The 25704-nt window shown below is 47.6% G+C and carries 27 protein-coding genes and 1 pseudogene; 14 read left to right on the top strand and 14 right to left on the bottom strand.

What is annotated here, in order from left to right; genetic code table 11:
- The first annotated feature begins 397 nt into the window (after positions 1-397).
- Both HRE53_RS14140 and HRE53_RS34370 read left to right on the top strand, forming a co-directional pair.
- Positions 398-1696 carry an NAD(P)/FAD-dependent oxidoreductase gene (locus HRE53_RS14140; RefSeq protein WP_235106910.1) on the top strand — a complete coding sequence of 433 codons (1299 nt, stop codon included), beginning with the start codon at positions 398-400 and terminating at the stop codon, positions 1694-1696.
- 35 nt (positions 1697-1731) lie between these two features.
- Positions 1732-1866 carry a hypothetical protein gene (locus HRE53_RS34370; protein WP_255800711.1) on the top strand — a complete coding sequence of 45 codons (135 nt, stop codon included), beginning with the start codon at positions 1732-1734 and terminating at the stop codon, positions 1864-1866.
- Between the two features lie 345 nt (positions 1867-2211).
- On the opposite strand, the gene HRE53_RS14145 is transcribed toward HRE53_RS34370, so the two are convergent.
- From HRE53_RS14145 to HRE53_RS14170, 7 genes and pseudogenes are all read right to left on the bottom strand, one after another.
- On the bottom strand, positions 2212-2700 hold the full coding sequence (locus HRE53_RS14145) for a hypothetical protein (RefSeq protein WP_235106911.1): 489 nt from the start codon (positions 2698-2700) through the stop codon (positions 2212-2214).
- Positions 2701-3070: 370 nt separating this feature from the next.
- On the bottom strand, positions 3071-4351 hold the full coding sequence (locus HRE53_RS14150) for an MFS transporter (protein WP_235106912.1): 1281 nt from the start codon (positions 4349-4351) through the stop codon (positions 3071-3073).
- A gap of 229 nt (positions 4352-4580) precedes the next feature.
- A complete protein-coding gene (locus HRE53_RS14155; protein ID WP_235106913.1) occupies positions 4581-5642 on the bottom strand; it encodes an iron-siderophore ABC transporter substrate-binding protein in 1062 nt (353 codons plus the stop codon).
- Between the two features lie 37 nt (positions 5643-5679).
- Complete coding sequence (locus HRE53_RS14160; protein WP_235106914.1) at positions 5680-6723, bottom strand: iron-siderophore ABC transporter substrate-binding protein; 1044 nt, start codon at positions 6721-6723, stop codon at positions 5680-5682.
- Positions 6723-8852 (bottom strand): TonB-dependent siderophore receptor, encoded by a 2130-nt coding sequence (locus tag HRE53_RS14165; RefSeq protein WP_396133384.1) that lies wholly within the window; start codon positions 8850-8852, stop codon positions 6723-6725. Before HRE53_RS14165 ends, HRE53_RS14160 begins: the two co-directional genes overlap by 1 nt.
- Positions 8853-8957 (bottom strand): annotated as a pseudogene (locus tag HRE53_RS35175) (hypothetical protein); the annotation flags it as partial.
- Complete coding sequence (locus HRE53_RS14170) at positions 8920-9336, bottom strand: hypothetical protein (RefSeq protein WP_235106915.1); 417 nt, start codon at positions 9334-9336, stop codon at positions 8920-8922. The gene HRE53_RS14170 and the pseudogene HRE53_RS35175, both read right to left, overlap by 38 nt.
- A gap of 238 nt (positions 9337-9574) precedes the next feature.
- Here HRE53_RS14170 and HRE53_RS14175 point away from each other — a divergent pair, with 238 nt between their 5' ends.
- Genes HRE53_RS14175 through HRE53_RS34375 form a run of 3 tightly spaced genes read left to right on the top strand, consistent with a single transcriptional unit; the run spans position 9575 to position 10225 of the window.
- The gene (locus HRE53_RS14175; RefSeq protein ID WP_235106916.1) at positions 9575-9808 is read left to right on the top strand and encodes a hypothetical protein; all 234 of its coding nucleotides are present in this window, start codon (positions 9575-9577) and stop codon (positions 9806-9808) included.
- An 8-nt stretch (positions 9809-9816) separates the two neighbouring features.
- Positions 9817-10101 carry a PIN domain-containing protein gene (locus HRE53_RS14180; protein WP_235106917.1) on the top strand — a complete coding sequence of 95 codons (285 nt, stop codon included), beginning with the start codon at positions 9817-9819 and terminating at the stop codon, positions 10099-10101.
- On the top strand, positions 10091-10225 hold the full coding sequence (locus HRE53_RS34375) for a hypothetical protein (protein ID WP_255800712.1): 135 nt from the start codon (positions 10091-10093) through the stop codon (positions 10223-10225). The genes HRE53_RS14180 and HRE53_RS34375 overlap by 11 nt, the downstream gene beginning before the upstream one ends.
- Before the next feature lie 53 nt (positions 10226-10278).
- On the opposite strand, the gene HRE53_RS14185 is transcribed toward HRE53_RS34375, so the two are convergent.
- The 3 genes from HRE53_RS14185 to HRE53_RS14195 form a co-directional block, all read right to left on the bottom strand.
- Positions 10279-11016 (bottom strand): AraC family transcriptional regulator, encoded by a 738-nt coding sequence (locus HRE53_RS14185; RefSeq protein WP_235106918.1) that lies wholly within the window; start codon positions 11014-11016, stop codon positions 10279-10281.
- A complete protein-coding gene (locus tag HRE53_RS14190; RefSeq protein WP_235106919.1) occupies positions 10997-11281 on the bottom strand; it encodes a hypothetical protein in 285 nt (94 codons plus the stop codon). The genes HRE53_RS14185 and HRE53_RS14190 overlap by 20 nt, the downstream gene beginning before the upstream one ends.
- Positions 11282-11388: 107 nt before the next feature.
- A complete protein-coding gene (locus HRE53_RS14195; protein ID WP_235106920.1) occupies positions 11389-13839 on the bottom strand; it encodes a TonB-dependent hemoglobin/transferrin/lactoferrin family receptor in 2451 nt (816 codons plus the stop codon).
- Between the two features lie 165 nt (positions 13840-14004).
- Here HRE53_RS14195 and HRE53_RS14200 point away from each other — a divergent pair, with 165 nt between their 5' ends.
- Positions 14005-14532, top strand: a complete 528-nt coding sequence (locus HRE53_RS14200) for a Dps family protein (RefSeq protein WP_235106921.1) — start codon at positions 14005-14007, stop codon at positions 14530-14532.
- A gap of 3 nt (positions 14533-14535) precedes the next feature.
- Here HRE53_RS14200 and HRE53_RS14205 read toward each other — a convergent pair whose 3' ends face one another.
- From HRE53_RS14205 to HRE53_RS14215, 3 genes are read right to left on the bottom strand one after another with little or no spacing between them, the layout of a single operon-like run.
- Positions 14536-14940: a biopolymer transporter ExbD gene (locus HRE53_RS14205; protein ID WP_212664019.1), complete on the bottom strand. Its 405-nt coding sequence runs from the start codon at positions 14938-14940 to the stop codon at positions 14536-14538.
- Positions 14924-15577: a MotA/TolQ/ExbB proton channel family protein gene (locus tag HRE53_RS14210; RefSeq protein WP_235106922.1), complete on the bottom strand. Its 654-nt coding sequence runs from the start codon at positions 15575-15577 to the stop codon at positions 14924-14926. Before HRE53_RS14210 ends, HRE53_RS14205 begins: the two co-directional genes overlap by 17 nt.
- Positions 15559-15732 (bottom strand): hypothetical protein, encoded by a 174-nt coding sequence (locus tag HRE53_RS14215; protein WP_235106923.1) that lies wholly within the window; start codon positions 15730-15732, stop codon positions 15559-15561. The genes HRE53_RS14210 and HRE53_RS14215 overlap by 19 nt, the downstream gene beginning before the upstream one ends.
- A gap of 290 nt (positions 15733-16022) precedes the next feature.
- On the opposite strand from HRE53_RS14215, the gene HRE53_RS34795 reads away from it, so the two are divergent.
- From HRE53_RS34795 to HRE53_RS14260, 8 genes are all read left to right on the top strand, one after another.
- Positions 16023-17567: a hypothetical protein gene (locus tag HRE53_RS34795; protein ID WP_304518386.1), complete on the top strand. Its 1545-nt coding sequence runs from the start codon at positions 16023-16025 to the stop codon at positions 17565-17567.
- A gap of 81 nt (positions 17568-17648) precedes the next feature.
- Positions 17649-18614 carry an iron ABC transporter permease gene (locus HRE53_RS14230; RefSeq protein ID WP_315876600.1) on the top strand — a complete coding sequence of 322 codons (966 nt, stop codon included), beginning with the start codon at positions 17649-17651 and terminating at the stop codon, positions 18612-18614.
- 2 nt (positions 18615-18616) lie between these two features.
- The gene (locus tag HRE53_RS14235) at positions 18617-19447 is read left to right on the top strand and encodes an ABC transporter ATP-binding protein (RefSeq protein WP_315876602.1); all 831 of its coding nucleotides are present in this window, start codon (positions 18617-18619) and stop codon (positions 19445-19447) included.
- Positions 19440-20318: an ABC transporter substrate-binding protein gene (locus tag HRE53_RS14240; RefSeq protein ID WP_315876604.1), complete on the top strand. Its 879-nt coding sequence runs from the start codon at positions 19440-19442 to the stop codon at positions 20316-20318. The genes HRE53_RS14235 and HRE53_RS14240 overlap by 8 nt, the downstream gene beginning before the upstream one ends.
- Positions 20319-20671: 353 nt before the next feature.
- On the top strand, positions 20672-21886 hold the full coding sequence (locus tag HRE53_RS14245) for an imelysin family protein (protein WP_235106929.1): 1215 nt from the start codon (positions 20672-20674) through the stop codon (positions 21884-21886).
- On the top strand, positions 21883-23301 hold the full coding sequence (locus tag HRE53_RS14250) for a di-heme oxidoredictase family protein (protein WP_235106930.1): 1419 nt from the start codon (positions 21883-21885) through the stop codon (positions 23299-23301). The genes HRE53_RS14245 and HRE53_RS14250 overlap by 4 nt, the downstream gene beginning before the upstream one ends.
- Positions 23302-23659: 358 nt before the next feature.
- The gene (locus HRE53_RS14255) at positions 23660-24244 is read left to right on the top strand and encodes a Crp/Fnr family transcriptional regulator (RefSeq protein WP_235106931.1); all 585 of its coding nucleotides are present in this window, start codon (positions 23660-23662) and stop codon (positions 24242-24244) included.
- 113 nt (positions 24245-24357) lie between these two features.
- A complete protein-coding gene (locus HRE53_RS14260) occupies positions 24358-24630 on the top strand; it encodes a hypothetical protein (protein WP_212664026.1) in 273 nt (90 codons plus the stop codon).
- Positions 24631-24644: 14 nt separating this feature from the next.
- Here the strand turns inward: HRE53_RS14260 and HRE53_RS14265 are convergent, their stop codons facing one another.
- Positions 24645-25466 (bottom strand): serine protease, encoded by an 822-nt coding sequence (locus tag HRE53_RS14265; RefSeq protein ID WP_235106932.1) that lies wholly within the window; start codon positions 25464-25466, stop codon positions 24645-24647.
- Between the last annotated feature and the right edge of the window lie 238 nt (positions 25467-25704).

Raw genomic sequence — 25704 nt, forward strand, 5'->3', positions numbered from 1 at the left:
GTGGTCAGCCTTACTGACTCATAATTTTGAACCTAACTCCCCTCGAGAAAACAAGCCAGTTCAAAACTAGGCTAGGTTTAATTCGCATGTATCACGACAAATGAGATCTGCCACAACAGCACTTTTTAGCATCATGATGTTCAGTATTTTTTTCTATTTTTTATAAATCTTAATTATTTAATCTTACTGAATGAGAAACATATTTTTTTGATATTTAAAAATAAGGTTTTTGCCATAAACTATTGACAGTTTGACTAAATAATATGCTGTAAAACAAAAAAGAGTGAGAGTTGAGATAAAAGTATGGTAAATTCTCCATCGGCACAGCCTCTCCCCTCTGACAAGAAAAGGAAAGCAGTAGTAGTGGGGGGGTGGGCCAACCGGAACGCTGATTGCTTTGTATCTGGCTCAGGCAGACTGGAATGTATCGGTCTATGAACGGAGAAGTGTTGATGCTAAAGCGTCTAGCAATCGTCGTTCATTCAATATTGTACTGAACAGGCGTGGACTCAAAGCGCTGGAAGATGCTGGTGTTCAGCTACCACCAGAACAGCACGTATGTATCAAAGGTAATATTCGGCACACCGAGAAAGATTCAATCTTGAGAAAAGGATCTAGAAATTCGGTTTCAGTAGATCGACATACCCTAGCTCAGTCATTAATTACGGAAGGAAAGAATCGCTTTCCTGACAACATTCAATATTATTTTGATCAAACTTTATTGCAGCTCAATATTCAAGATAAGTCTGCATTGTTTCAGAAAGCATCCGGACAACATGAAGAGAAATTTGATTTATTGGTTGGAGCAGATGGTATCTCTAGCACAGTCAGGCATTCCATAAGTTCCCAGCTGGAAGGATTTGAAGTCCGACAGCATGCTGACAACATGATGTACAAAATATGTAACTTAGGATTAGCCAAAAATTTGCCTGGTGCAACGGCAGGATGGGCAGATGCTTTTCATGTATGGCCTGGTGCTGAACCTGTAACGATGGCCGCTCCACCGAGTGCTGATGGCTTCATCAGAGCCGTGTTGATTTTGCCCCAAGAAGGAGAGATAACGTTCGATACCATTCAAACCGAAGCAGACATATCTGCCTTGTTTAAAGCAAAGCTTCCGGTTGTATTTCCTAATTTAGAACAGACCGGGCTTCCCCCTGACTTCGCTCAAGATCTGCTATCACAAAAAGCCGCCCATGGAGGGTTTACCACTCTGTGTAATCGGTTTGAAGACGGAGATAGCGTTGTGCTGTTGGGAGATGCAGCCCACTCAATTTGGCCATCCTTAGGACAAGGGTGTAATGCAGCCCTTGAGAGTTGTCGCATTTTTGCTGAGAGGCTGGCACAAGCACAAGGAGACTTATCTTTGGCTTTACCGGCTTACACTAGGGTCCGTAAACCCGATACGGATGCCGTGGCTAGGCTATCTGAAATTGGGTTTGGCGGCAATAAACGCGCATCGAATTCCCTATTTATGGCTAAAGTATCGACACTCATGCTGATGCATAAGCTATTGCCCAAGTGGTTTAAGGGATATGCTCTTTTTCAAATGGGGGATGCTGACGTCCCGTATGCTGACATTTGGCGACAAGCGCAAACCCAAGAGAAACAATTACTAGGTTTATTCGCTATTGTTGTGGGCATTGTTCCCACGCTCTGGATAGCTTTTCAGATCATCCACAAGGTCTGGCTGTGAGGTTAGACCAATAGGTTATTGATGCATGAACAACCGTGGCAGATAAAGATGCTCAAAGCTCATTGATCCTCTGCCAAGAATGGAGCAAGTATCGTTGGGATGGGGCATTTATGGTGCGATCGCACCAGCAATACGTAACTTCAGACCATCTACATAGGCAGCAACTATAGATTAAGCCTGCCACCAGCAAGAATCAGGTGTGAATTCCTGATTCTTACTCACACTGATCACTGATCAAATTGCCGATCAAAATACTCTAAAAAGAACAATGTAGAATAGGTCGCTAACGCCAGCGGTGCTAAAACAACTGAAAAACGGGGATCTAATAGTAAGTCAATAAAGATATGCATGAGATTTACTCCTGTGTATTGAGTGAACCTACTTGAGCCTTTTTTGAAAAAGAGAAATGAAATCTGGATGGTCTAAATACAGAATGGACAACCCTGCCTTGCATCCTGCCAATAAGATGGCTAGAACAAGAGAACTGCAGTAGAGCAGTGAGAAACCATCAGCCTTTAAGTACTTAATGAGTGAGGTTGCATCTGACTGAAAAACGTTTGGGCCTGTTCTGCGGCCAGCTCAAAAACAGCCTGGGCTTTATCAGATTGTCCTAAATTCTGATAAAGCTCATAGGCTTTCAGGCTGACCATCTTTAAGGCTTTCGCCGCTTCAAATCGTAGACACTTAGAATATTGGGTGGCATACATCAAGTCAATTACTTGATCCAACGCCTGTTGCATGGTGGTTTCTGCCGCTTGGACCTCATCAGACTTCAGCAAATTATCGGCTAAATTATGACAAGAAATAACATAGGCATGAATCGCCTCAGGATGATGATGTTCTTTTTTAGCCGTCATCAACATTAGTTCTGCTAGGGAAATGGCTTTCCGATAAGCTTGCCGAGCTTCTGCATACATGCCCGCCTGAAAACTTTGATTGCCAGCTTTGCTATGTAGCTGCCAGCCCAGTTCATAGGATGAATAGGTCTGAGAATCGTAGGTCATTGTTTCAAAGGATGGTCTTGAGCTGTAATAAGTTAGTGGTTCATCAATAATCAGAAATATTATCAATTGAATGTATATTCACTAGATTCTGAATCCAAATATGATTGATGGTACTTATCCGTAAGCCAGCGCTGGAACAGCAGTCTTCAATTCACGGGTAAAAGAATCTAGCTAGATCGCTTTGTATAAAGAGTTTCATATGGAGTGCTGTTGATTATTAAATTTACGATGAAGTCACTAGAATCATATTGTTACATAATTGATAAATATTCTCAATAATTTTGTAGCAAGCATATATCGAGGATTGGCCCGTTGTTGCCAGGCTTAGATAAGTGAGAGCTTGTCGGTAGTCTCATTTTTGACTGCTCAATTAGCAGTTCTGGTCCATTGAAGGTACCTCTACCGATCGCAGTTGCCGAACACTATATCCACCCACAGCAAGCAACATCCCACAGGTGGAAAAGATAGAAATCTGTAGTGCCATACCCGCTCCTAATCCTGTACCAAAAATTGGGCCAAAGAAGCCTGCTAATGCCCCACCGGGTTGCATGGCTGGCTCAAAGAATTGATCGGCTAACGGACCTGCGATCGCATATCCGATCGGACTACTCAACTGGGTCAAGAAAAATTGCGTTGCAAACACTCGCCCTTGCACTTCCGGCTCCACCTTCGACATCCAAATCGCTTGACTCGCACTCTCGGGAAAAGGAGAACAAAACCCACAAACCAGCGCTGTGCCAATTTTGGTCACTGTTTGCTGGGCGAGAGCCAACACAATGATGCCGAACTTCCACAGGGCACTAGCCAGTAAAACACCATGAATACGGCGCTTCGGTCCGCCGCTAATACTAATGGTCAGTCCGCCTAAGAGACCGCCCATGCCAAAGAAGGCTAGGAGCGTTCCCCAAATCAGCGGGTTATTATTGCTCCGAGCTAAAACCATAGCTGGCAAAATTGCGAATATCGTACTGCCAATCAGGCTATTCACCATCCAAAAACTCAGTAAAGCCATCAGGCTAGGCCGAACCCAGAGATACTGCAGACCAAAGGTCAAGGTCGACCAAGACATCTGTTGTGCAGTCGGCTGTTCTGGAGGCTGAGGGATTTTGACCAGAGCTAGACTGGTCATCGCCATGGCGAAGGTAGCAAGATCGACACTGAGAACCCCCGTTAACCCGGTGGCAGCATAGAGAGCACCCGCTAAAGCCGGAGCGAGCACATAGCTCCCTGACATTTGGACAGAACCCAAAGCCGTAGCGCGAGCATAATGTTCTTCAGTCACCATTAGGGTCAGAGAAGCCGAATACGCTAACCCTTGGATGTAGCCGAATAAGCCGTTAATGGCCCCAGAAATATAGAGATGCCACACCTGCAATTGGTCAGTGAGAAATAGCATTAGCAGGGCAATGGTGGACAGTCCGGCAACCAAATCCCCCAGCAGCATCAAATGCTTGCGAGAGTAGCGATCTACCCAGAGTCCGGCAAAGGGGGAAACCAGTAGCTTAGGAATCTGAGTAAACACCATAATCAAAGACAAGGGGGTAGCTTGTCCGGTGATTTCCCAGGCCCATAGAGTAATCGCAAAGTTCGTCAGCTCTGAACCCAACAGTGATGCAAATTGCCCGATCCAGATAATAAGAAAGGTGCGCATAGGTCCTGGCATTCAAAAATAGGAACGACGAGTAGATCAGAATTTGGATCGGACTAACCTTCAGGGAGGTGAGAGATATATCAAGGTAAACCGATCAGCCAGACCCCCTCAGGTGGAGTCAGGATTGAAGTTAAGGGTCTTAAAAAGAGGTCAGAAGTATTGGGAATCGTTCTTTAAGCGTTGAAGATGGTCGGACATAAAATATTCGTTGATGTCTCGCAGATCAAATTCAATACTTAAAGCGCGTAGGCATATGGCTGGTTTTGATTTCTGAGGGTGACAGCTGTTGGTAGAGGTCACTGAGGAAGATTTCAGTGCCAATAGGCCCCAGTAGGGCATGGCATAGGTATACAGGGGTGAAATAGACCTTGCCTGCTTTGCTCGCAGGTAGTGATTGTGCGATCGCATTCTCATTCCACTCTTTCTTAATGGCTTTGACCTGCTGTGCTTCCGGGTTTGGGGTCTTCGCAATGTTTTGACTAGAGAAGCCTTCAATCAGAATCCAATCCATATCCAGATTGGTCAAAGATTCCAACGAAATCACATGGCTCGGTTCTGGGGATTGGTTCAAAGCAGCAGGGACCACCACTTGAAACCCAACGTCTTCCAGCAAGGTACCACAGGCACTGTTCGCGGTTTCTAGGCGCACGCCCTGGCTCAGTTGCTCAGACAACAGCAGCAAGACTTTGGGATCTTTAGCCACAATGGGCTGAAACTTAGCCTTCAGTTTGGCAACCTGTTGCTGAGCGTCCGCTACCACTGCGGTGGCTTTGTCAGCTTTCTGCAGCGCTTGGCCGAGAGCTTGCAGATCAGGCTGCCAGGCAGAACCTGCACCACTGTAGTCGAACAGTAAGGTGGGAGCAATTTTGGACAACAACTTATACTCGTCTTTATTTTTAATGCTGTCTGCCAAGATCAGGTCTGGTTTCAATTTTGCGATCGCTTCTAAAGACGGGCTCTCGGCGGTCCCCACATTTTTCGGCTGTCCCGTCAGCAACTTTCCCAAATAGGGAATTTGCTGCTCAGGGTGATCGAATTGAGGTGTAGGAAATGGGAAATACTCCGCATGGGCAATCGGCTGTACCTCAAGAGCTAGTAAGAGTTCTAATAGATTAGGACCAATGGTTACTACTTTTTGCGGTTGGCCACAAACCTCTGTTTTACCCAGATCATGGGCAATGGCTCGACAGTCAGGGTCCGTTGAGGTGGGAGGAGAGGGACGATTACAGGCTCCACCCGCTATCGCCAAGGCCATCACCAGGCCCATCGTTTTCAGTCTTAGTCGTGCCATACGCTAGCTTTCCTAAAGGGGATGAGACAGATGAGGCTTATGGAGTGGGATCAGACACTGGAGGCAGTAAATCAGCTTGTAATTGTTTGAGCAATAGCTCTGTGCCAATGGGACCCGGTAGGGCGCGACAAACATAGGCACTGTGGAAGTACACTTGGTTCGATTTGCTGGCCGGTAACGATTGTGCGATCGCATTTTCCTGCCACTGCTGTTGAACGGCTGAGATCTGCTGCTGTTCTAGATCCGGCCCCGCATCACTAAAATCGGTATTCCAGGCTAGAAAAAAGATCCAGTCAGATTTCAGCTCTGGCAATAGCTCTAGAGAAATATTGTTACGCCCTGGTCCTTCTGTACCGATATTTTTAGGGGCTAGCAACTGAAATCCCAGATTTTCTAGAAGTCCACCACAGCGACTGTCACTATTTTCAACCGCTAGCTCCTGCTCGAGTTGCTCAGAAGCCAACAACAAGACTTGCGGATATTTCAGGACAGCAGGCTGTAAGTTTTTACGAGCCTCAGCCACCAATTGGGTATGGGCAGCAATCACCTGCTCCGCCTTCTCACCACGGCCTAATACTTTAGCCAGCCTGCGAAGCTGAGTCTGCCAGTTCTCTTTGACCCCATAGGAGAACAGCAATGTGGGAGCGGCCTGGGATAAAAGTGAATACTGCCCCTGATTCGCCAGAGTGCTGCCCACAATCAGGTCTGGCTTCAGTTTCAAAATAGCTTCCAAGGAAGGAGTATTCCAAGAACCCACTTTTTTGACTGGGCCTGTTAGCCGTTCTCCCAGGTAAGGAATTTGGGATTGCGGTTGGTCAAAATCTGTAAACGGCAGAGTATAGTAATCTGCATAGCCAATCGGCTGTACCTCTAGGGCTAATAACAACTCCAGGACATTGGGGCCGATGGCGACGATGGTTTGGGGCTGACCACAAATCTCGGTTTTACCACCTTCATAGTCCACCATTTCACAGTCTCCAGGTGGAGCAGATACATCGGGGCGGTTACCTGCCGAGCCGCAGGCTAAGGTTAAAGTACCGACTAGTAATCCAAGCCATAGAGACTGAACAACGGTAGCCATTACAACTCCACAGAAATAGAGCCACGAATGGTGAATGGCTCCCCTGGGTAGATACCTCTGGCTCTCGTACCCCCCACCGAACGGATAAAATCAACATCGAATAGATTGTCAACATTGACGGCAAATTTCCAGCGATCACGCCGATAGAAAATAGCGGCATTCGTAAGGAAATAGCTATCAGCCCTAAAGCTGTTATCCAGATCGCCAGCCCGATCCCCTACAAAGTTAAAGCCCAAGCCAAACCCCAAGCCTTTAACATCCCCAGATTGGATTTCGTAAGTAGTCCAGAGACTGGCACTATGCTCCGGGATGCCGATTAAGTCGTTGCCGACGGGAAAGGTATTGTCTTGGGTGATTTTGGCATCAATATAGGCATAGGATGCAATCACATTCCAACCCGGCACAATTTCACCTGAGATATCAAAATCAATCCCCCGGCTGTTTTGCTCACCTGAAGTAACGAAAGCAAAAGGGTTAATCGGATCGGCGGTGGCTACGTTTGATTTGGTGATATCAAAGAAGGCCAGGGTGGCTGACAATCGGTCTTTGATCAACTCCGCCTTAATACCGACTTCAAACCCCTCTCCTCGCTCTGCATCCAAGAGTGCTCCCAAGTCATCCGTTTCAAAGGTGGGATTAAAGGATCGGGAATAGTTGGCATAAAGGGCCAGATAATCCGTCGGCTGAAAGACCAGACCCACCCGAGGGCTCAATGCTTCGTCTACCTGTGTATCTTCAATTCCTGTGACAATACCGATATTCGAGCGGTCGACGATATCGTAGCGAATACCTCCCACTAGGATCAGGTTATCCAGCAGGTAGATTTGATCTTGTAGGTACACTCCCAACCGATTGACCGAATTGTCATTGCCAAAGGCAATTGGCACAGTATCAAATGCAGGTTTTGGATCGTATACAGGATTAAAAATATCCAGAAAACTGAGGAAATCAGGGGTGGGGGAAAACCGGGTTGCCCCATTATTGTCTGCACGGGATAGATCGACCCCGGCGACGACATTGTGCTTAATGGAGCCTGTCTCAAATTCACCTTGCAGGCTGGTATTCAGATTGAAAAAGGTATTCTCATTAAACTGAGCTGCAAAAACCCGTGTCAATGTTCCAGTGGGTTCATCTAGGTCAAAAGGTAGCGCCAACACTCCATAGTCATATTTATCGTAGATATAGCTAAACTCATTGCGGAGTTTCCATTTGTCATTAAACCGATGCTCCAGGTTATACCCCACCTTCAAAAAGGTGTTATCCACCGTATCATCAGGGTTATTCGTGACCCGCGATGCCGGGATATTCGCAATACCATTGCCAGAAGCCAACGTTCCAAAGTCCGCTGGATTGTCTTCCTTGATGTATTCCAGGCTAAAGGTCACATCCGTTTGATCACTAATTTTCCAGGTTAAAGAAGGTCCTACGAAAAAACGATCAAAACTGGTCGTATAGTCCCGAAAACTATCTTCGCGGCGATACAGCGCATTGAGACGGTACAACAAGTTGCCTTCTTTATCCAAGGGACCTGATAGATCGACACTTGGACTCACAAAACCTCGATTCCCTCCTTGAATTTGCAGCTTATAGTACGGTTCCGATAAAGGTTTTTTCCGGACCAAATTAATCAGTCCACCGGGTTCTGACTGTCCAAATAAAACCGAGGCAGGCCCTTTCAAAACTTCTACCCGTTCTAAATTGGCAATTTCAGGTTCAACGGCATTTTCGCCAAACAGTCGAAACCCATTTTGCAAGACAGGCACATTATCAAAACCACGAATGGAAAAATTGAGTCCCCGACCATCGTTATTGCCTAAAAAGGTGACACCGCCAACATTTTCCACCACCTCTTCGACACCAATAGCCTGCTGATCTTCAATGATCTGCTTGGGGATGACCTGAATGGATTGGGGAACATCCCGAATGGGTGAATCGGTACGTGTACCGATGCTGGCAGTGGATGGGGCATAGCCTTCTTCCGGATTGGCCGTCACCGTAATTTCTACCTCTGCATCATCGGCCAGGGTATCAGGTGCCGCTTCCGAGACAATAGAGAAGGTTAGTCTTTGGGCGGCATTGCTCACCGTAGCGGTGGGAGCAGCCTTGGCCCCCGTAATCACGACTTGCACCTGATCATCGGTCTGGTTTGTGATGCTAATTTGCGTAATCTCAGGCGTTGGGTTGGCTTGTTCAAAGCTAGGACCTTCCGGCAGTGCTAAGACCGCATTGGGAATAACCGCACTGAGACGATTGCTCTCTGTGGTGGGGGGTGGGAATACTGAGCTGTCCAGTCGCCGTTTCCAGAATGATATTGAGACCTTCTGGGCTGGGTTCTACTCGCACAGCCGTAATCTCAATGATGGATGCCTCAATCTGGGCCTGCCATTCTTTCACGCTCGTGGCGGGTTGAGGGGAAGATGACTCAGGTATGGATAGTGTTGCTAGATCTATGTCTGGTGATGAAGGTACTGCGGCAGCAGTCTCAGCTCGAACAGGAAGCGAAACTAAAAGGCCAAAGGTCGCGATCACAGACGGTAGACCATAGGCTATTGACCCTGGAAACTCAGAATATATCGCTTTCTGAATCAATCTTTTACACCACTTCGACATCATTGCTTCGCCCACAGAGTCATTATTAACTAGGAATAATAGGGGAGCTGTCCTCTCAACATCTTTGTGATACGGACTTTTTTCTTTGCGATACGGACTTTTTAAAATCGGAACCGTTTCATAAAGATGAATGACACAATCACTCTTGGCTAACTCAGTTCTCGAGAATGCCTGGAAGGCAGAAATTGCTTTATGGGCATAGACTAAAATTGTGATTTATACTTCTGGTCATATAACTCCCATGACATTAAAGGAAATACAGCAAGCCATTGACCAATTGTCGGCTGAAGAGCAATTTGTATTGCTAGAAAATCTCATTCAAACTCTGAAAGTAAAACAAAAATCTCCCATTGACCGTCATGCACTAGTTAACCAGCTACAAGGTTGTCTCAATCGGCCTGGTCAGTCGATACTTTCAGATACTGAGCTTGAGTCAATGCGAGAAGAACGACTGGTGGAGAAATATCTTGCGTGAGAGTGTTATTGGATACAAACATCATTCTCGACTTCTTTCTGGAGCGAAAGCCATTTTTTGAGGATGTATTCAAGCTATTTGATGCGATTGCCGATCAAAAAGTTGAAGGTTTCGTTACAGCATCTAGCATTACCGACATTTTCTACATCTGTAGACGACAAACGCAGAATCTTGAAGAAGCTAGACAAATCCTCATCACCACCCTTTCTCTTTTAGATATTTGCCCAGTTGATTTCTCTATTCTTGAAACAGCTCTCAAATCTGGTTTAGCTGATTTTGAAGATGCCGTCTAAATTCTGTACTTCAGCACAGAATTTAGACGCGATCATTACTCGCAATCCCAAAGACTTCCGATTAGCCCGCATCTCTGTACTTTCTACTCATCAAGTCCTAGAACAGCTTGATGCTGAATTTTAGAGAGTAAACAGACGGTTTTTTGCCAATAGAAGATACGATTTATCAATAATGTTCTAGCCTCGAATATTTAGTTGATATGCTTTGGGACTAACAGAAAATTTACGACGAAATGCTGTGCTAAAAGCTTCAGGATTGCGGTAGCCCACAGACATGGCCACTGCAGCAATGGAGAGACTGGCATCTGCCAAAAGTTGCTTAGCTTGTCCCAGCCGATAGTCCTGTAAATAACCAAAAACAGTAGTGCCAAATAGTTGGCGAAACCCCTGTTTTAATTTGCGGTCGTTCAACCCCACTTGATGGGCCAACTCAATTAAGAGAGGTGGATTCTCCGATTGTTGAATCAACAGATCCCGCGCGTGATGCAAACGTTCAATGTCATCTTTTCGTAGGGTAGGTGCCTGTAGATACTGCTGTTTCCAAGTTTCTAGCTGCAGCGTCAGCAACTCCAATGCTTTACTCTCGACATATAAGGCCTGGGTTGCCCCTGTATAAGGACAGTCCACGAGCTGTTGCAGCAGCTGCTCCATATTGGGAGAGATAGGGCCTAAGGATTGGTGAAAGCGTTGCTGTGACTTTGTACCTTGAAAAATGCTGCGCAAAGGGTTGGGTAGTGCCGGGTCATCGCGTAGAAAGTGAAAGTAATCTGTGTTGGCATAAATCATGACCAGATGGATCACTTCTCCCCCATGCCATTCTTCAATCTCTTCCAAGTCTGGCAGGTGATACAGGTAGTTAAACCCTTTTCGCTCAATATAGTCTGGTTGAATTCCTCTAATCCCTGGTGTCTCCACCCTTGCAGATCCAGACAGAAAAAAATTTAGAGGTTAACGGAAATATAGACTCATGAATTTGTTCAATCCGGAGGGTTTGTTGCAAAACTCCCTCCCGGATTTCAATGGTTAATCCACCGCGCAGGTGCAACTGGCGATAGGTGCCTTGGCCTAAACTTTTGGGCAGCAGGGTTGAACGATCTAATCCAGTCTGATCAGACGAGGACTCCATTTGACCTTGCTGACAAAGCTGGGTGAACTCTGCTGCCTTCAGAAAAAGTGCCATATCCCTAAAATTCAAACGTCAAGCCAAGTCCGAAATTAATCCCAGGTTGGGTAATGCGAGCCCGCCGTTGACCAAATCTAGGATCGGCGGTCGTGTTGTTCGTTGAATCATTGAGGCGTCGAGCATCCGCATAGCGAACATATTCCGCATCGAAAATATTGTAGATTCCCCCCTCTAAGGCTGAGATTGGAGCCGATTTTGACAAAGCCTGTCATATCTACAAAGGCAAAGCCCCCAGGAATAAAATCATTCGGTTCTTCATCTACCCGAGCAGTGCCGACAAAGGTACCTATCAACTCAGCTCCCCAACGGTCTTCTGGGGCACGGTACCCTAAACCTACGACGGCTTCAAAGGGATTAACGGTGGCTAAGGGCTGATTATTTTGATCATCATCGCCAATAATCCAGGCTAGACCCCCAAAAACACGGAACCCGTGAGGTTCAGAGCTAAACCGATATTCACCTTGGGCCTCCAGTCCGTAGATGCGGACCTGATCAAGGTTTTGAGACTGAAATACCTGCACACAGCCTGGGGTAAACGGTGGGAAACAGCCCGCGGGTTCTGTGCCTGCGGTGCTACCGTCAGAAGCCCCAAAAATAAAGTTGTCATAAATGCTGTAGAACCCGGTGACCCCAAAAGTTCCTCGCGGGAAAGCCCCCTTAACCCCCAACTCAAAGGTATGGCTCTTTTCCGGATCCAAATTGGGGTTGGCAATGGTGCGATACCCACCTCCAGGATTGGAAAAACCGCTATTGATTTCAATATAGTTTGGCCCTCGGAATCCACGGGCATATCGACCGACCAAGGCAATTTCAGGGCTCACCTTGTAGACCAAGCCTAAGCTGGGAGACAGGGCCGAGTCATTCAAATCAGCCGCTTGAGCACCGGGATTATTAAAGAAGAGGGCATCTGGCTGAGTTTTCAGGCTGTAATAGTCAAAGCGCAGCCCCGGAATGATGGTAAATCGCCCTTCTCCAAATTCAATCTCATCTTGCAGATAGACTCCGATGCGTAATGTATCGGAGTCCGGGAAATCTTTGACTGGAAAAGCATCGGGTCCAACGCGATTGGAGACAACGCCCGTGTCTAAGTTGATGCGCTGTCCATCGCGAATCCGCTGGTTGAAGGTGCTAGAAATATCTAAGCCATAGGTGAGTTTGTGGGCAACACTACCAGTGCGAAAATCGCTGCGCAACTGAATATCGCCACCGATAATATCTTCAACGAAGAGGTTATTTAACTCCCGAAAGCGGCGGGCTGGAGGAGGGGCAAAAGGCGGTGGAACAAAGGGATTGGCGAAGATATCATTTCTAGTGCGAGTTTCTTGATAATCGGATTCCTGATAGTAAAACTGAACTCGGCCAAATTGAAGAAAACTCTCGCTTTCAGGATTATCAAATTTATAGGCGATACTGAAGCGCGATCGCGTCGTTTCCGTATCGGTATCATCTCTCAAAATCGTCGTGCCCGGGAAGGCTAAGACCAGGTTAAGGTTATCCACCGCCGTATTAAAGTCACCGGCCTCGTTAAAATATTCGCCGGTGAGCAGAACAGAATTATAGTCATCGATCTGAAATTCCAGCTTGCCCAAAACATTGTTGGTCACCCCGAAAAAAGGATCTTCGAATCGATCCTCTGCTTTGTTATCCCGCTCTGTATTTTCTCGATGGGTAAAGCGGACTAAACCAGACAGATTATCCGTTGCCCGAAAGGCGACTGTCCCTGTCCCGGAGAAACCTGAATTCGAGCTTCGGAATTGAGTAGACCCGCTAATGTAGTAATCGCGATCCGTCAATGCCAATAGGTCACTGGGGTCTGGGGTAAAGTAGCTAACCACCCCCCCCAATGCATCACTTCCATAGAGAGCAGAAGCAGGTCCACGAATAATTTCCGTGGTCTGCACCGAGCCCACATCCACAAAATCGCGCCCCAAAATCGAGCTGCCAAATTCAAAAAAGGTGGGGAGCCGAATCCCATCCACTTGCAGCAAAATCCGGTTGCGTTCTAAACCGCGGATATTGTAGTCCGTCGCCCCATAGGTCCCATCTTCATTGACACTCACCCCAGGCTCATAACGGATTAAATCTCGGATGTCTTGCCCTAACTGACGTTGTAACTCTTCCGCTTTAATCACCGTGACGTTGGTTGGAGAGAGTTGAATAGCTCGCGGTGTCCGAGTTCCAGTAACGGTGATTTCCAGCTCTACCTCTTCATCGATGGTTTTACTAGGGGCAGTATCCTCTTCTTTGAGAGGTATATCGGTCTCATCCAGTACCTCTTGAGTTAAGAGTTGGGCATCCGATATCGGCAGATCTATTTCTGTAATATCAGGAATTTTCTCAGAAGTAATGATGGATAAGACCCTCTGTTCTGAGTCTGTTTGAGTGATATCCGGGGTACAGTTATTGGCTTCCAACAAACAGCGTTCTTTATTTGACAGTTTTGTAATGTCTGAACGTTTATCTTGAACTTGGGAGAAGGCAGGCTGAGCATTGAGCATGCCTACCCCCGTAATGATTACGGCTAGAGAAAAAGCCGGGGAATTAATTCGAGTCATAGTCATCCAAGGAGGTTAAGAGATAGCAGATTTAAACCTTTTGAAAACGGAAAAAGTTACCTTTAAGTCAACACTTGAAACCGAAAGAACACAGACATCTTCCTGCCAATCCCCCTGGAACTAAGATGTCCGCCCAAACTTGCCATTTTCTGAGAGAGGATCTTTATGTCTACTGCTGTTGTGCAAACTTTTGGCCAGATATCTGATAACCCTGTATTGATTGATCGGTCCGCCACCGAACCTATCTGCGAAGGCATGAATACTGCCCTGGCTAGCTTTCAGGCGTTGTATTTGCAATATCAGAAACATCATTTTGTCGTTGAAGGCGCAGAGTTTTATCAACTCCACAACTTTTTCCAAGAATGTGGAGATGCCACCAAAAGCCATGTCCATGATCTAGGCGAACGTCTCAATGGCTTGGGAGGTGTGCCAGTCGCTAGTTTTAGCAAGCTGGCTGAGTTATGCTGCTTTGAACCTGAAGCAGACGGTATTTACAATGGTCGAACGATGCTTGAGCATGACCTAGTTGCCGAACAATCTGTCATTAAATTGCTCCGTAGCCAAGCTTCTCAGGCAGAGAGTTTGGGTGATCGGGGTACCCGCTATCTCTACGAGCAAATGCTGTTAGAGACAGAAGAGCGAGCTTACCATTTGGCACATTTCTTGGCCTCAGACACGCTGGTGGTGTCGTAACGCTCATGGTTTCTTCGTGGCGGCAATGGCCAGTTTCGCGCCTTCAATATCTCGGATGCGATCCATCACCGTCACGACGCGGCCATGGCCTACTTGCTCATCGGCATGGATCACCACGACAACCTTTTCAGTGGTGTCTGTTAAGTCTTTGACTTCTGCCTCCAAAGCATTGAGCTGAATCGGTTCTCGATTGAGGGCCAAATCTCCCTTGGCGTTAATCGTCACCGTCACCTTCGTTGAGAGCTGCGGTTTTACCGTCTTTGCCTGGGGCAAGTTGACCGGCAGGGCATCGCTGCGATTTAGAAATAGGGTGGCAATGATGAAAAAAGACAAGATTGCAAAGATGACATCAATCATCGGCACAATATTGATTTGAGCCGGTGGATTTGGATCATCGGGTAAGCGCATGGGTTACCCCTCCTCGTTCATAGCGATGGCGATAGAGCAACTCCAACTGGCCTCCATACTCTTGAATAAAAGCCAACTGGCGCTGATATAAACTGCGAAACGCATTGGCAAAAATGAGGGTTGAGATCGCCACAATTAATCCTGCAGCTGTTGAGATTAAAGCCGTACTAATGCCTCCCGTCACTCCTGCGGTTTCACTCCCGCCGATATTGCCCATATCTAGGGATGAGAAGGAGTTGATTAATCCCAACACCGTTCCTAATAGTCCGAGCAACGGTGAAATACTGATAATCGTGTCGAAAACCGTCGTAAATCGCTTCAACGTCGGCAACTCAGCTTGCGCCTCACTTTCCAGTGCTAGTCGAAATTCTTCTGGCGTGGGATCTTCTAAGGACAGAGCTGCCAAAAAGATGCGAGCAATCGGGAACTTTGCCTGCTCTTGCAAATACCCCAATGCATCGTAAATATTGTCCTGACGATAGAGTCTCAGAGCCTGTTTGACAATCCGTACTTGGTTGCGATTTAGCCTCGTCCAGAAGGTGAGGCGCTCGATGATCAGGGCAATCGCAATTAACGAAAATACCATGAGAGGGAGCATCACCACTCCCCCCGCAGTTATCACTTGACCAAACTGCATTTATTTATACCGTTCCACACACTACTGCGATAGAGAAGACCGATTGCTCTGACCGAAACCGCAGCAAACTGCACTGGCACTGAAAACATCAAACCGCGAATGTACATCAATAGAGGCACTGCTACAGCAATCACCCTTGCTGGGCTTTGAGTCATCTAAATGATGTTGATGTTTCGGCACAATCGGCCATAGATGAGACTGTAGAGTTAATGATATCTATTGTCAAGTAATAATGGATATACTGTCAAGTAATAATGGATATACTGTCGAAATATGAAAATTTCTCGATGATAAAAAACCAAGATATAAATTTGTAAAAAGCTTTGTATGAAAAGGTTGTAGAAGATTTTGTGAATGTCCCCTTACTCCCAGGATGTTCACAGGTAACTTTCATTTATTGAAAATATTGTGTATCGTTTAAAACAATCTATTCTCAGTTATCTAAATGAGTCTCAATCCGCTCTCTAGCACTAACAGAGAGAGCGAAGAGCGCTTAGTACGAACCATTCTGGCATTTACCCTGCCAGGATCCTTGGTATTGCACTCTTTGTTCTTCGGAATTAGTGTCGGTTTACCTTCCTCTGACGAGATTGATCTAGCTGAGGAAGATGCAATTGAAATTGCAGTCGTAGATGCTCTAGAAGAAGAAATTGAAGAAGAAGATCCAATTCTGGAGGAACTCGAAGAACCAGAATCGTTAGAAGAGTTGGAAGACCCAGATGCTGCAGAGTTAGTCGCAGATCTGCCGGAACCCATGGCCTTGAATTCAGTGCCTGAGCCGCCCATTCCGCAGCCAGAAGAACTCCCAGAGCCTCTGGAAGAACCAGAGACGTCTGAAGAAACTGAGCCATCTGAAACGCCGACTGAAGAACCTGAAACGAGTAAAACAACAGAGGAATCACCTGCGACTGCCGAAACAACTGAGCAGTCCGAGCCAACGTCCTCTAGTTCAGAAGAAGAGGCTCCATCCCCTGTAAAGACCGGGCAAGATAAACCAACTGAGCCTAGCTCATCAACGCAGAAAACAGCGGCAAAGTCGACCTCTAAAAAATCAGGAACTTCGACAGGCAAGACATCTAAGGGTAAACCTTCTCGATCTAAGCCTAGACGGGGCAAAGCAAAACCGTCTAAGGGACCGAAAAAAACGGCAGCGAATACTCAACAGAAAGCCCCTATCAAGCCCAAAAAGGCGAAGAAAAAAGGGCGATTTAAGTTAGGAATCGGATATAAGAAGGATGCGAAGTCAAAAACGACTGCGGGCCTAGCTGAACGGTTTCTCCCCGTGTATGAAAATGGCAAGCTGGTTGATTTGAAGCTAGAGCGCTCGACCGGAGATCCGGCTCTAGATAAAGCCATTCATAAGGATAAGAAGAAATTCTTCAAACAGGTAAAGAAGCAGCTGAAGTCTGTGCCTGAAGGGAGACGGAGTAAACCAATTAAAATTCGGTTTGAATCGAATGATTTGACGGCAAAAGAGCGAGAACAAGCTCGTAGAAATCGAGCTTTATCCCAGCAGCGAGCTCAGGAACGGGCAGCAGCGAAGGCTCGCCGAGCGAGGCAGCAAGCTCCAGTTCCGGCAACAGCGCCAGCTCCAGTGTCGGCTCCGGCCCCTGTTAGGCAAACAGATACGCCGGTAACTGCCCCGAGTGCTCCGGCTCCAGCAGCAGTTTCAGCTCCAGCTCCGACTCCAGCTCCAGCATCAGTTTCAGCCCCGATTCCAGCAGCAGTTTCAGCTCCAGCTCCGGCCCCAGTTTCAGCCCCCAGCTTCAGCCCCAGTTTCAGCCCCGCCACCCGCTCCGGCCACAGTTTCAGCTCCGGCTCCAGTGGCTCCGGCCCCGGCTTATGTACCGCCACCTGCTCCAGCTCCAGTCCCGGCTTATGTACCGCCACCTGCTCCAGCTCCGGCCCCCGGCTTACGTACCGCCACCCGCTCCAGCTTACGTACCGCCGCCCGCTCCAGCCCCGGCTCCGGCTGCTCCGCCTACTTTAGAGTAAGGGGAAACCTTATGTTCAACTCACCCTTAACCCCTTAGCGTCTTAGGTGGAATCAAAAGCTGTGCAACGTGCTTCAATGATCGGCATCTTAGGTGCTGGACTCGTCATTACAATTTTGCTGTCCTTAGCACAGGGCTCTGTGGCTATGAGTCTGCAAGAAGTCTGGCAAGCTCTTTGGCATCAAGGGCCAGAACTGAATCAAACGATTCTATGGGATCTGAGACTACCCCGGATTGCTGCCGCACTTTTTGTTGGATCTGCTTTGGGTATGTCGGGAGCCTTATTGCAAGGAATGCTACGAAATGGTCTGGCCGATCCGTTTATTCTGGGAATTTCGGCAGGGGCTGGTTTGGTTGCGATCGCACTTCTGACACTGAATATCTTCCTCAGTTGGTTACCCGTAGCCGCCTGGGTGGGGGCCGTTCTCACATCGGCGTTGGTTTATCGTTTGGGCCATACCGCCAACGGTATTGCAGTGGAACATCTAATTTTAGGTGGAGTAGCCGTTAGCTCTTTATTGGGAGCAGTCCAGACCACCTTACTATTGCTGTCCGATGATGGCCGTATCCAAGCGGCCCTCAATTGGCTGATTGGCAGTTTGAATGGACGGGGCTGGACAGAAGTCATCAATGCGGGGCCTTATATTACTGCTGCGCTGATTGCGGGCTGCTTGTTGTCTCGCAATATCAACATCCTCAATTTGGGAGACGATCTAGCGGTGGGACTGGGGGTATCCCTGACGCGATCGCGCCTCTTAATCGGGGGAGTCGCCACCCTTTTAGCTGCCAGCGCCGTCAGCATGGCAGGCTTAATTGGCTTTGTTGGCCTAGTGGTGCCCCACGGTGTTCGCCTCTTAGTAGGCACCGACTATCGCTGGGTGGTGCCCTTGTCTGCTCTAGGCGGAGCCTGGGTCTTGATCTTGGCCGATCTACTAGCTCGGTTGGGATCTGTTGAACTGCCGGTTGGTGCTGTCACTGCCCTCTTAGGATCTCCGCTATTTATTTGGCTACTGTATCGTCGCGTGTCTCCATTAGGGGTATGACTATGCTCCTAGACCTCCAGCAGATTAGTGGTGGCTATGACCAAACCAGCATTGTTAAAGAGGTTGCTTTTACCCTGCAGGAGGGAGAGTGGCTAAGTTTACTGGGAGCCAATGGCTCAGGTAAATCGACCTTATTAAAACTCATCAGTCGGATGTTGCCCTTACAAGCGGGCACGATTCTCCTGGATGGCAAAGCGATTCACCACCAATCGACCCAGGCCGTTGCCCAACAGATGGCCGTATTGCCCCAGCACCAAACTCTACCGACAGGCATTACGGTTCACCAACTGGTTTGCTTAGGCCGGACACCTTATCAGTCTTGGTGGCAATGGTCTCTGACACCAGCGGATCACCAGCATATTAAGCGGGCTCTGGCCCAGACGGGGATGCTGCCATTTCGTAATCGGCCTTTGGAACACTTGTCAGGGGGTGAACGCCAGCGGGCATTTTTAGCCCTGGCCTTGGCCCAAAACCCTAAAGTTTTGCTGTTAGATGAGCCCACCACGTTTTTAGATTTGCACCATCAATTAGAACTACTGGAGCTACTAAAATCCCTAAATCGAGACCGGGGCCTGACCATTCTGACGGTTCTCCATGATGTCAATCTCGCAGTTCGCTATAGTGCTCGCTTAGCGCTTCTCAAGCAGGGACAACTGTTTGATTTAGGGCCTCCCCAACAAGTGCTCACCCCCCATAATCTGGCTCATGTCTTTGGCATCACCGCTGCCTTGATTGATAGTCCCGTGGGCCTGCAAATCTGTGCCATTGCTGCCAGCACTGACACCCTCGATCCTCCTATTCCTTCAACCGTTTCTGCCCATGATCTTGCTTAACCGCTCTCGGCTGCTGATTGCAGCGCTGCTTCTGAGCAGTCAACTGTTTGCCTGTTCCAACCCACCCCCATCGTCCACGAGTGAGACGCCAGTTACAGACGCTACTCCAACGGATGAGCCTGTGAAGGTGGTGGCCTTAACCTCCCTGACTGCTGATATCATTCATCATCTGGATTCGTCTAAACTGGTGGGCATTCCTGGGAGTCGATTAATCAGTCAGGATCCGCGATTTCAAGAGCTGCCCCAAGTAAGTCAAGGACGCACGCAGCCTGATTTAGAAAAAGTCGTCGCCCTCAAGCCAACCTTGGTCATTGGTGCTCAAGGCTTTCATGATCAATCCCTCAGTAAAGTGAAGGACTTGGGGATTGCCACCCTGACGACAGAGGTCAAGGGCTGGCAGAATTTAATTGATTTGACCCAAGAGATTGCGGAGAAAATTGGAGCGGATCCAGCCCCTTTATTGGCCCGCTATCAAAAATGCCTCAGTAAACTTCCGACTGACTCGGCCTCAACGTTAGTTTTAGTCAGTCGACAGCCCATCTTAGCTCCCAATAAAAATAGTTGGGCGGGTGATCTGCTCCAACAATTCAAGGCTCGAAATTTAGCAGCAGATCTCCAAGGCCAAAGCCCGGTGGAAGGCTATGTAACCCTCTCTGCCGAAAAGGTGTTGGAGGCGGATCCAGACATTGTGCTAGTGGTAGACCCGGAGCAAGATCCCGTGGTGGCTTTTGAATCAGAACCCTTTTGGAGCAAGCTCAAGGCGACTCAAAATAAGCGGGTTTATGCCTTTGATTATTACGGTCTTGTTAACCCAGGCAGTATTAGCAAAATTGAAGCGGCATGTACGCAACTTCAACAGGTTTTGCAATGAAGAAAAGCTGCAGTGCCTGTTTAGGGGCGTATTGAGAGATGAGATCGCACCTCGATCTGGCCCACTATCTGTTCCATTAATGCCTCTATCCAAGGCCTGTTTTCATGGAAACTTATTGCAGTTTATTGATTTTATTTCTCAATAAATGATATGGTATCGATCGAAATTTATAACCACCTAGGTCTTTCAAGATCAAACACTCTGGGGGGATGTAACAGGTAAGTTTGATTTAATTTCTTCTTAGCTATCTTAAAAGAATTTCACTTATATATACTGAGCTGTTGCAAGTATATAGAGTTGTTTTGCCTATTTCCTGCAATCCAATTTGTATTGTCGTACCCATTACAGAGCCCATGATGATTTCTCCAAGACTGTCTAAAACATTGAGTTGTGTACTGCTTTGTGCCGTTACTTGTTCGACGGTTGCTGTCGCGAATGCTCACCACCACGCCACGACTCGCCGTCAGCAAATCGCCGTTAAAGATGTTGACCTTAAGCCTTATGTAGAGAACTATGCAGAGGTCGTCTATCGGAATTATCAAGACGCTCATACTCAGGCTGCCATGATGAAAGTGGCGATCACAGCCTTTTTGAATAATCCCAATGAAACCTCTCACAAAGCCGCTCAAGACGCTTGGGTGCAAGCTCGCAAAAGCTATTTACAAACCGAGGCTTTTCGCTTCTATGAAGGCCCCATTGACTTCGTGGATGCCAAAACTGGGGAAGAAGGCCCCGAAGGCCGGATTAACGCTTGGCCTATGAACGAAGCTTTTATTGATTACGTCAAAGAAAAGCCTGACAGTGGCCTGATCAACAACCCCAAATTTGAGATTTCGATTGCCTCAATTTTGGAAAGTGATCAAGTGACCGATGAAGCAGATGTCAGTACAGGATGGCATGCCATCGAGTTCTTACTCTGGGGGCAAGACTTTAATAATGAGGGGCCAGGACAACGCAACTTTGAAGACTTTATCCCCAACCAAAACAACAATGATCGTCGCCGCCAATATTTAACCCTAGTGACTCAACAGTTGGTGAGTGATTTAACCTTCCTGGAAGCAGAATGGAAGCCCAATACTGAGAATTATCGGGCTAAGTTTTTGCAGAGCGATCCCAAAGCTACCGTCGGCAAAATTTTCACGGCACTGGCCACCTTAAGCGCTTTTGAAATGGCTTCAGAACGGATGACGGTTGCTTTAGATAGTGGTAATCAAGAAGACGAACACTCTTGTTTTAGTGACACCACCCACCAAGACTTTGTCTTTAATGCTAAAGGCATTAGTAATGTCTATTTTGGTGATTATGCAGGGTATCAAGGTAAAGGATTTGATGAGCTGCTTGCTCAAATGAATCCTGATCTGAACCAAAAAATAACTGCAGCCCTCACCACAACCCAAGAGTCCGCGTCTCAAATCGATCAGCCCTTTGATCAAGTTCTGGCATCAGCTCAAGGCAGCCCTCCAAGAGCTGAAGTTGAAGCAGTGGTTACTGCTTTAGAGAACCAGGGAGAAGCATTTAAGGAACTAGGGCCTGTACTCGGTACCTCTGTAGAAATATTGGCAGAATGAAGTTTAAACGCCTATTCCTGATCCTCTGGGCTGTCTTCACAGCCCTGATGGTTTTGATGATTCAGGGAGGAGTCACTTCTCTAGAAGCCTTCTCCCCTGACAATCGCACTGAACTCTCCGGTGGCTCGGCTGCAACGGTGAGTAAAGCCACCAAAACAGCCTTTGCCCAACCGATTAAAAATCTAGATCGGAAGCGCAGGCGGGTGTTTGTATTTGGGGATCACCTGTTCAATACCCAATGGGTTCAGGCCCCTAGTTCCGTCGCGACCTTGGATGGTTTAGGACCCCTGTTTAACCGTAATTCTTGTGCAGGGTGCCATGTACGGGATGGCAGAGGTCGGCCGCCCTTGCCCCATGAAGATCGAATGTTATCCAAACTCATTCGGCTGAGTATCCCGGGGCAAACAGAAGAAGGTGGTCCTCTTCCCCATCCTTTGTATGGGGGACAACTCCAAGAACAAGGAATACTAGGAGTCCCATCCGAAGGCCGCACTCAGGTATCCTGGGAAGAAGAACCTGGCACCTTCGCAGATGGCAAGCCATTTAGTGTGCGACAGCCTAGCTATAGGTTCACGGATTTGGCCTATGGACCCCTAGGAGATGAGGTCTTGTTCTCGCCACGGGTCGCTCCGGCAGTATTCGGACTAGGCTTGCTAGAGACGGTTCCCCAAGCAGATATTGTGAAACAAGCTGATCCTGAAGATCGAGACGGAGACGGTATCTCCGGCCGCCCCAACTATGTTTGGGATTTTGCCAAAAAAGACAAACAATTGGGGATTTTAGGCTGGAAAGCCAATCAACCCAATTTAAAACAGCAAATTGCTGGGGCTTTTAATGGTGATATTGGTCTCACCACCTCTCTGTTTCCTAAGCCCAGCTGTAATGATGGCCAACCGGATTGCTTGAAAGAAATTAAATTTGGCGAGCAGCCCGAGGTCAGTGACGAATTCTTGGATAAAATCACCACCTATATGAGTTTGCTGGCGGTTCCAGCCAGACGCAATATTGAGGGTGTTGCAGAGAAGCGGGGCGAAAAGCTTTTCTACCAAGCGCAATGTGCCAGTTGTCATACACCTAAGATGGTGACGGGCAAGACCTCTGAGCATCCAGAATTCAATAATCAAGTCATTCACCCTTATACGGACTTGCTGCTCCATGATATGGGAGCAGGTCTGGCAGATAATCGCCCAGATTTCGAAGCTGAGGGGCAAGAATGGCGTACACCACCTTTATGGGGAGTTGGCTTAGTTAAAAATGTGAATAAGCATACATTTTTCCTCCATGATGGCCGGGCTCGCGACTTGATGGAGGCTGTCCTCTGGCATGGAGGGGAAGCCCAAGCCTCGAAGGAGGCTGTCCTCCAGCTATCTGAAACTGAGCGGACCGAACTGATTGCCTTTTTGCAATCTCTCTAGGCCCGTTTAATCCATCTCTAGCTCTCAAGCGTGATCCATGCTTGAGAGCTACTTGTTTAGGCTGCTTTCTCGGCTAGGAGAGTTTGGCTAAGAAAGCGATAGGGGCGATGTGATACCTGGACAGGCCGAAAGGATTGCTATTGCAGTGATTGAGGGTAGATTATTCCATTTTTTTTCTACTTTATAGGGGGCAAAATTCTCCTTAAGTCGACCTTGTTTGAGGCTGGTATTAGACTGACATGCTTATCATCATGTTGAACACTAGCCTTGGGGGAATTGCAGGTCTAATTTGCCTGAATATGACTGCTAAAGCCCCAAAAGGCTTGCTTATCTCAGTTAGTTTATTAGATATAAGCCTATGACTGCTTTGCATGCTACTTCGCCCAGCCCTTCACCAGATTTTTTACAATTCAAGCCCAGACAAGTGATTCCGGATGAATCAGCAGGATATTTATGGTGCATTGAGCAGGGAGTTGTTCGTACGGTCACCTGGGATGATGAAGGTGATCTAGTCACCTTAGGACTGTGGGGGGTCGGAGATTGTCTTGGACAACGGTTTACCAGCATGGCCCCCTTTCAAATGGAAAGTGTGAACGATGTGCAAGTTCGAGCCGTTCCAGTTGCAAGCCAAGACTTGGGATTAGTGTTGCGATCGCATATTCGCTTCATGGAAGATCTCTTCCGCATCAATAGCTATAAACCCGCTCCCCAGCGACTGCTCCATTTTTTAAGTTGGTTGAGCCATCGGTTTGGGCAACCCGTGGAGCAAGGGCAACTCCTGGATATTGGACTAACCCATCAACTGATTGCTGAGCTCACCGGGATTAATCGAATTACGGCCACGCGCTTACTGAACGAATTAGAACGAGAGGGACAGTTGATCCGACTTCCTAAGCAACGGCTCATTTTATCGTCCACTGCTATGGGCAAAGCCCTGGGTTGAATAAAAGTCTGACGAATCTTGAGCCTCTATAACCGTCCTGGCCAGCAGTTTGCTTATCCCAGTCTTTGCATCATTCTTGAATCTGTGCTTTGACGCCCAACTGTTCATTCCGTATGTCAATTCTCCAGTTTTTCCAATGCCCCTACAAAACCTATCACTATCACTTGTATGACAGTCACCAGAACTTTGTGATTAACGCGATTGAGCATAGAACGGACTACTACTCTATGACCGCTCAAGGCTCTCATATTCAACCCGGTGACTATATTGAAATTACGCAGCCTGATCAATGTGCAACCTACCAAGTCGATGACATTGAGTATTACAGTGACCCAGCCGATATGTGGATTGCCGTCTTGCATCGTTTGTCCAACGCCTTATTCTAGGGGCAAGCCCTCATCTACAACTGCTCTCGCTTTACCTTGCGGGCTGTGGGGATAAACTGCAAAAATCGTTCTGCAGGAATAGCCCAACTAGACTGTCGCATGATTTGATGGTCGACGGGATGGGGTTTGGAACCATCTACAAAAATATAAGGATCACCCCAAAGGGGATAGGCATGCATCCCATTAATCGCAATCACCTGCCCCCAACGATTTAAGACAGGGCCACCACTCATTCCTTTCTGAATCGGATTGGTATAGCCGATCTGATAGCCACCCTGCAATACCCGATCAGAGATCAAAGAAACTTGTCCTGACGTAAAGTGAAATTGAGGTTGGCTGGTTTTAGCAATAGGAAATCCGGCAGCAAAGACAGGGACACCGGGTACTAGGGATAGAGAGGAGGCGAACCTAGCGACGGCATAGGAAACGTCAGGACTTTGAAATTCAAGTACCGCCAAATCGTTCTGCTCCTTGTCCGTAGAAGATCTCAGATCGGCATCATAACGCTGCCCATCCGCCAGCTCCACTTGATAGCGTTTACCAAAGGCAACGACATGCTGATTAGTGATCACCGTGTAGGTCTGCCCTTGACGATGCACTAAAATCCCAGAACTCCATCGATCATCAACCCACACCGTCACCGTAATGGTTCGGGCATAACGGCGTACCCGTTCAACCGAGACGGGGTCTGGATCAGTCTTCGCTGGATCAGTCTTCGCTGGGGCTGCGAGCAAAGGCCCCCCAAGAACTGGAGCACAGAGTTCCGCACTAGGCGGTATGCCTGGCAACCATAGCGCTATGGTGCATAGGGAATACAGGCTTAACGTGGGGACCATACCATCTGTTACTTGACGTCTTGATCCATAAACCCAGATTGACAGCCATCAGGGGCTAGCTGCCATCGTCCAGGGGTTGATGGTTTAAGACGATGTCGTAACATCGGATGCATCAAGATTTAGCCTCAGAAAAATCGCTCGTAACAGTCTGGTGGCTCTGATTTATAACTTCTCTCACCAGAGGTGCGCTTTAGCATTAACGGAACTGGATAAGGGAAAATGCAGGTTAACGCTCAGC

The organism is Acaryochloris sp. 'Moss Beach', from assembly GCF_021497025.1.
Taxonomy (GTDB): domain Bacteria; phylum Cyanobacteriota; class Cyanobacteriia; order Thermosynechococcales; family Thermosynechococcaceae; genus Acaryochloris; species Acaryochloris marina_A.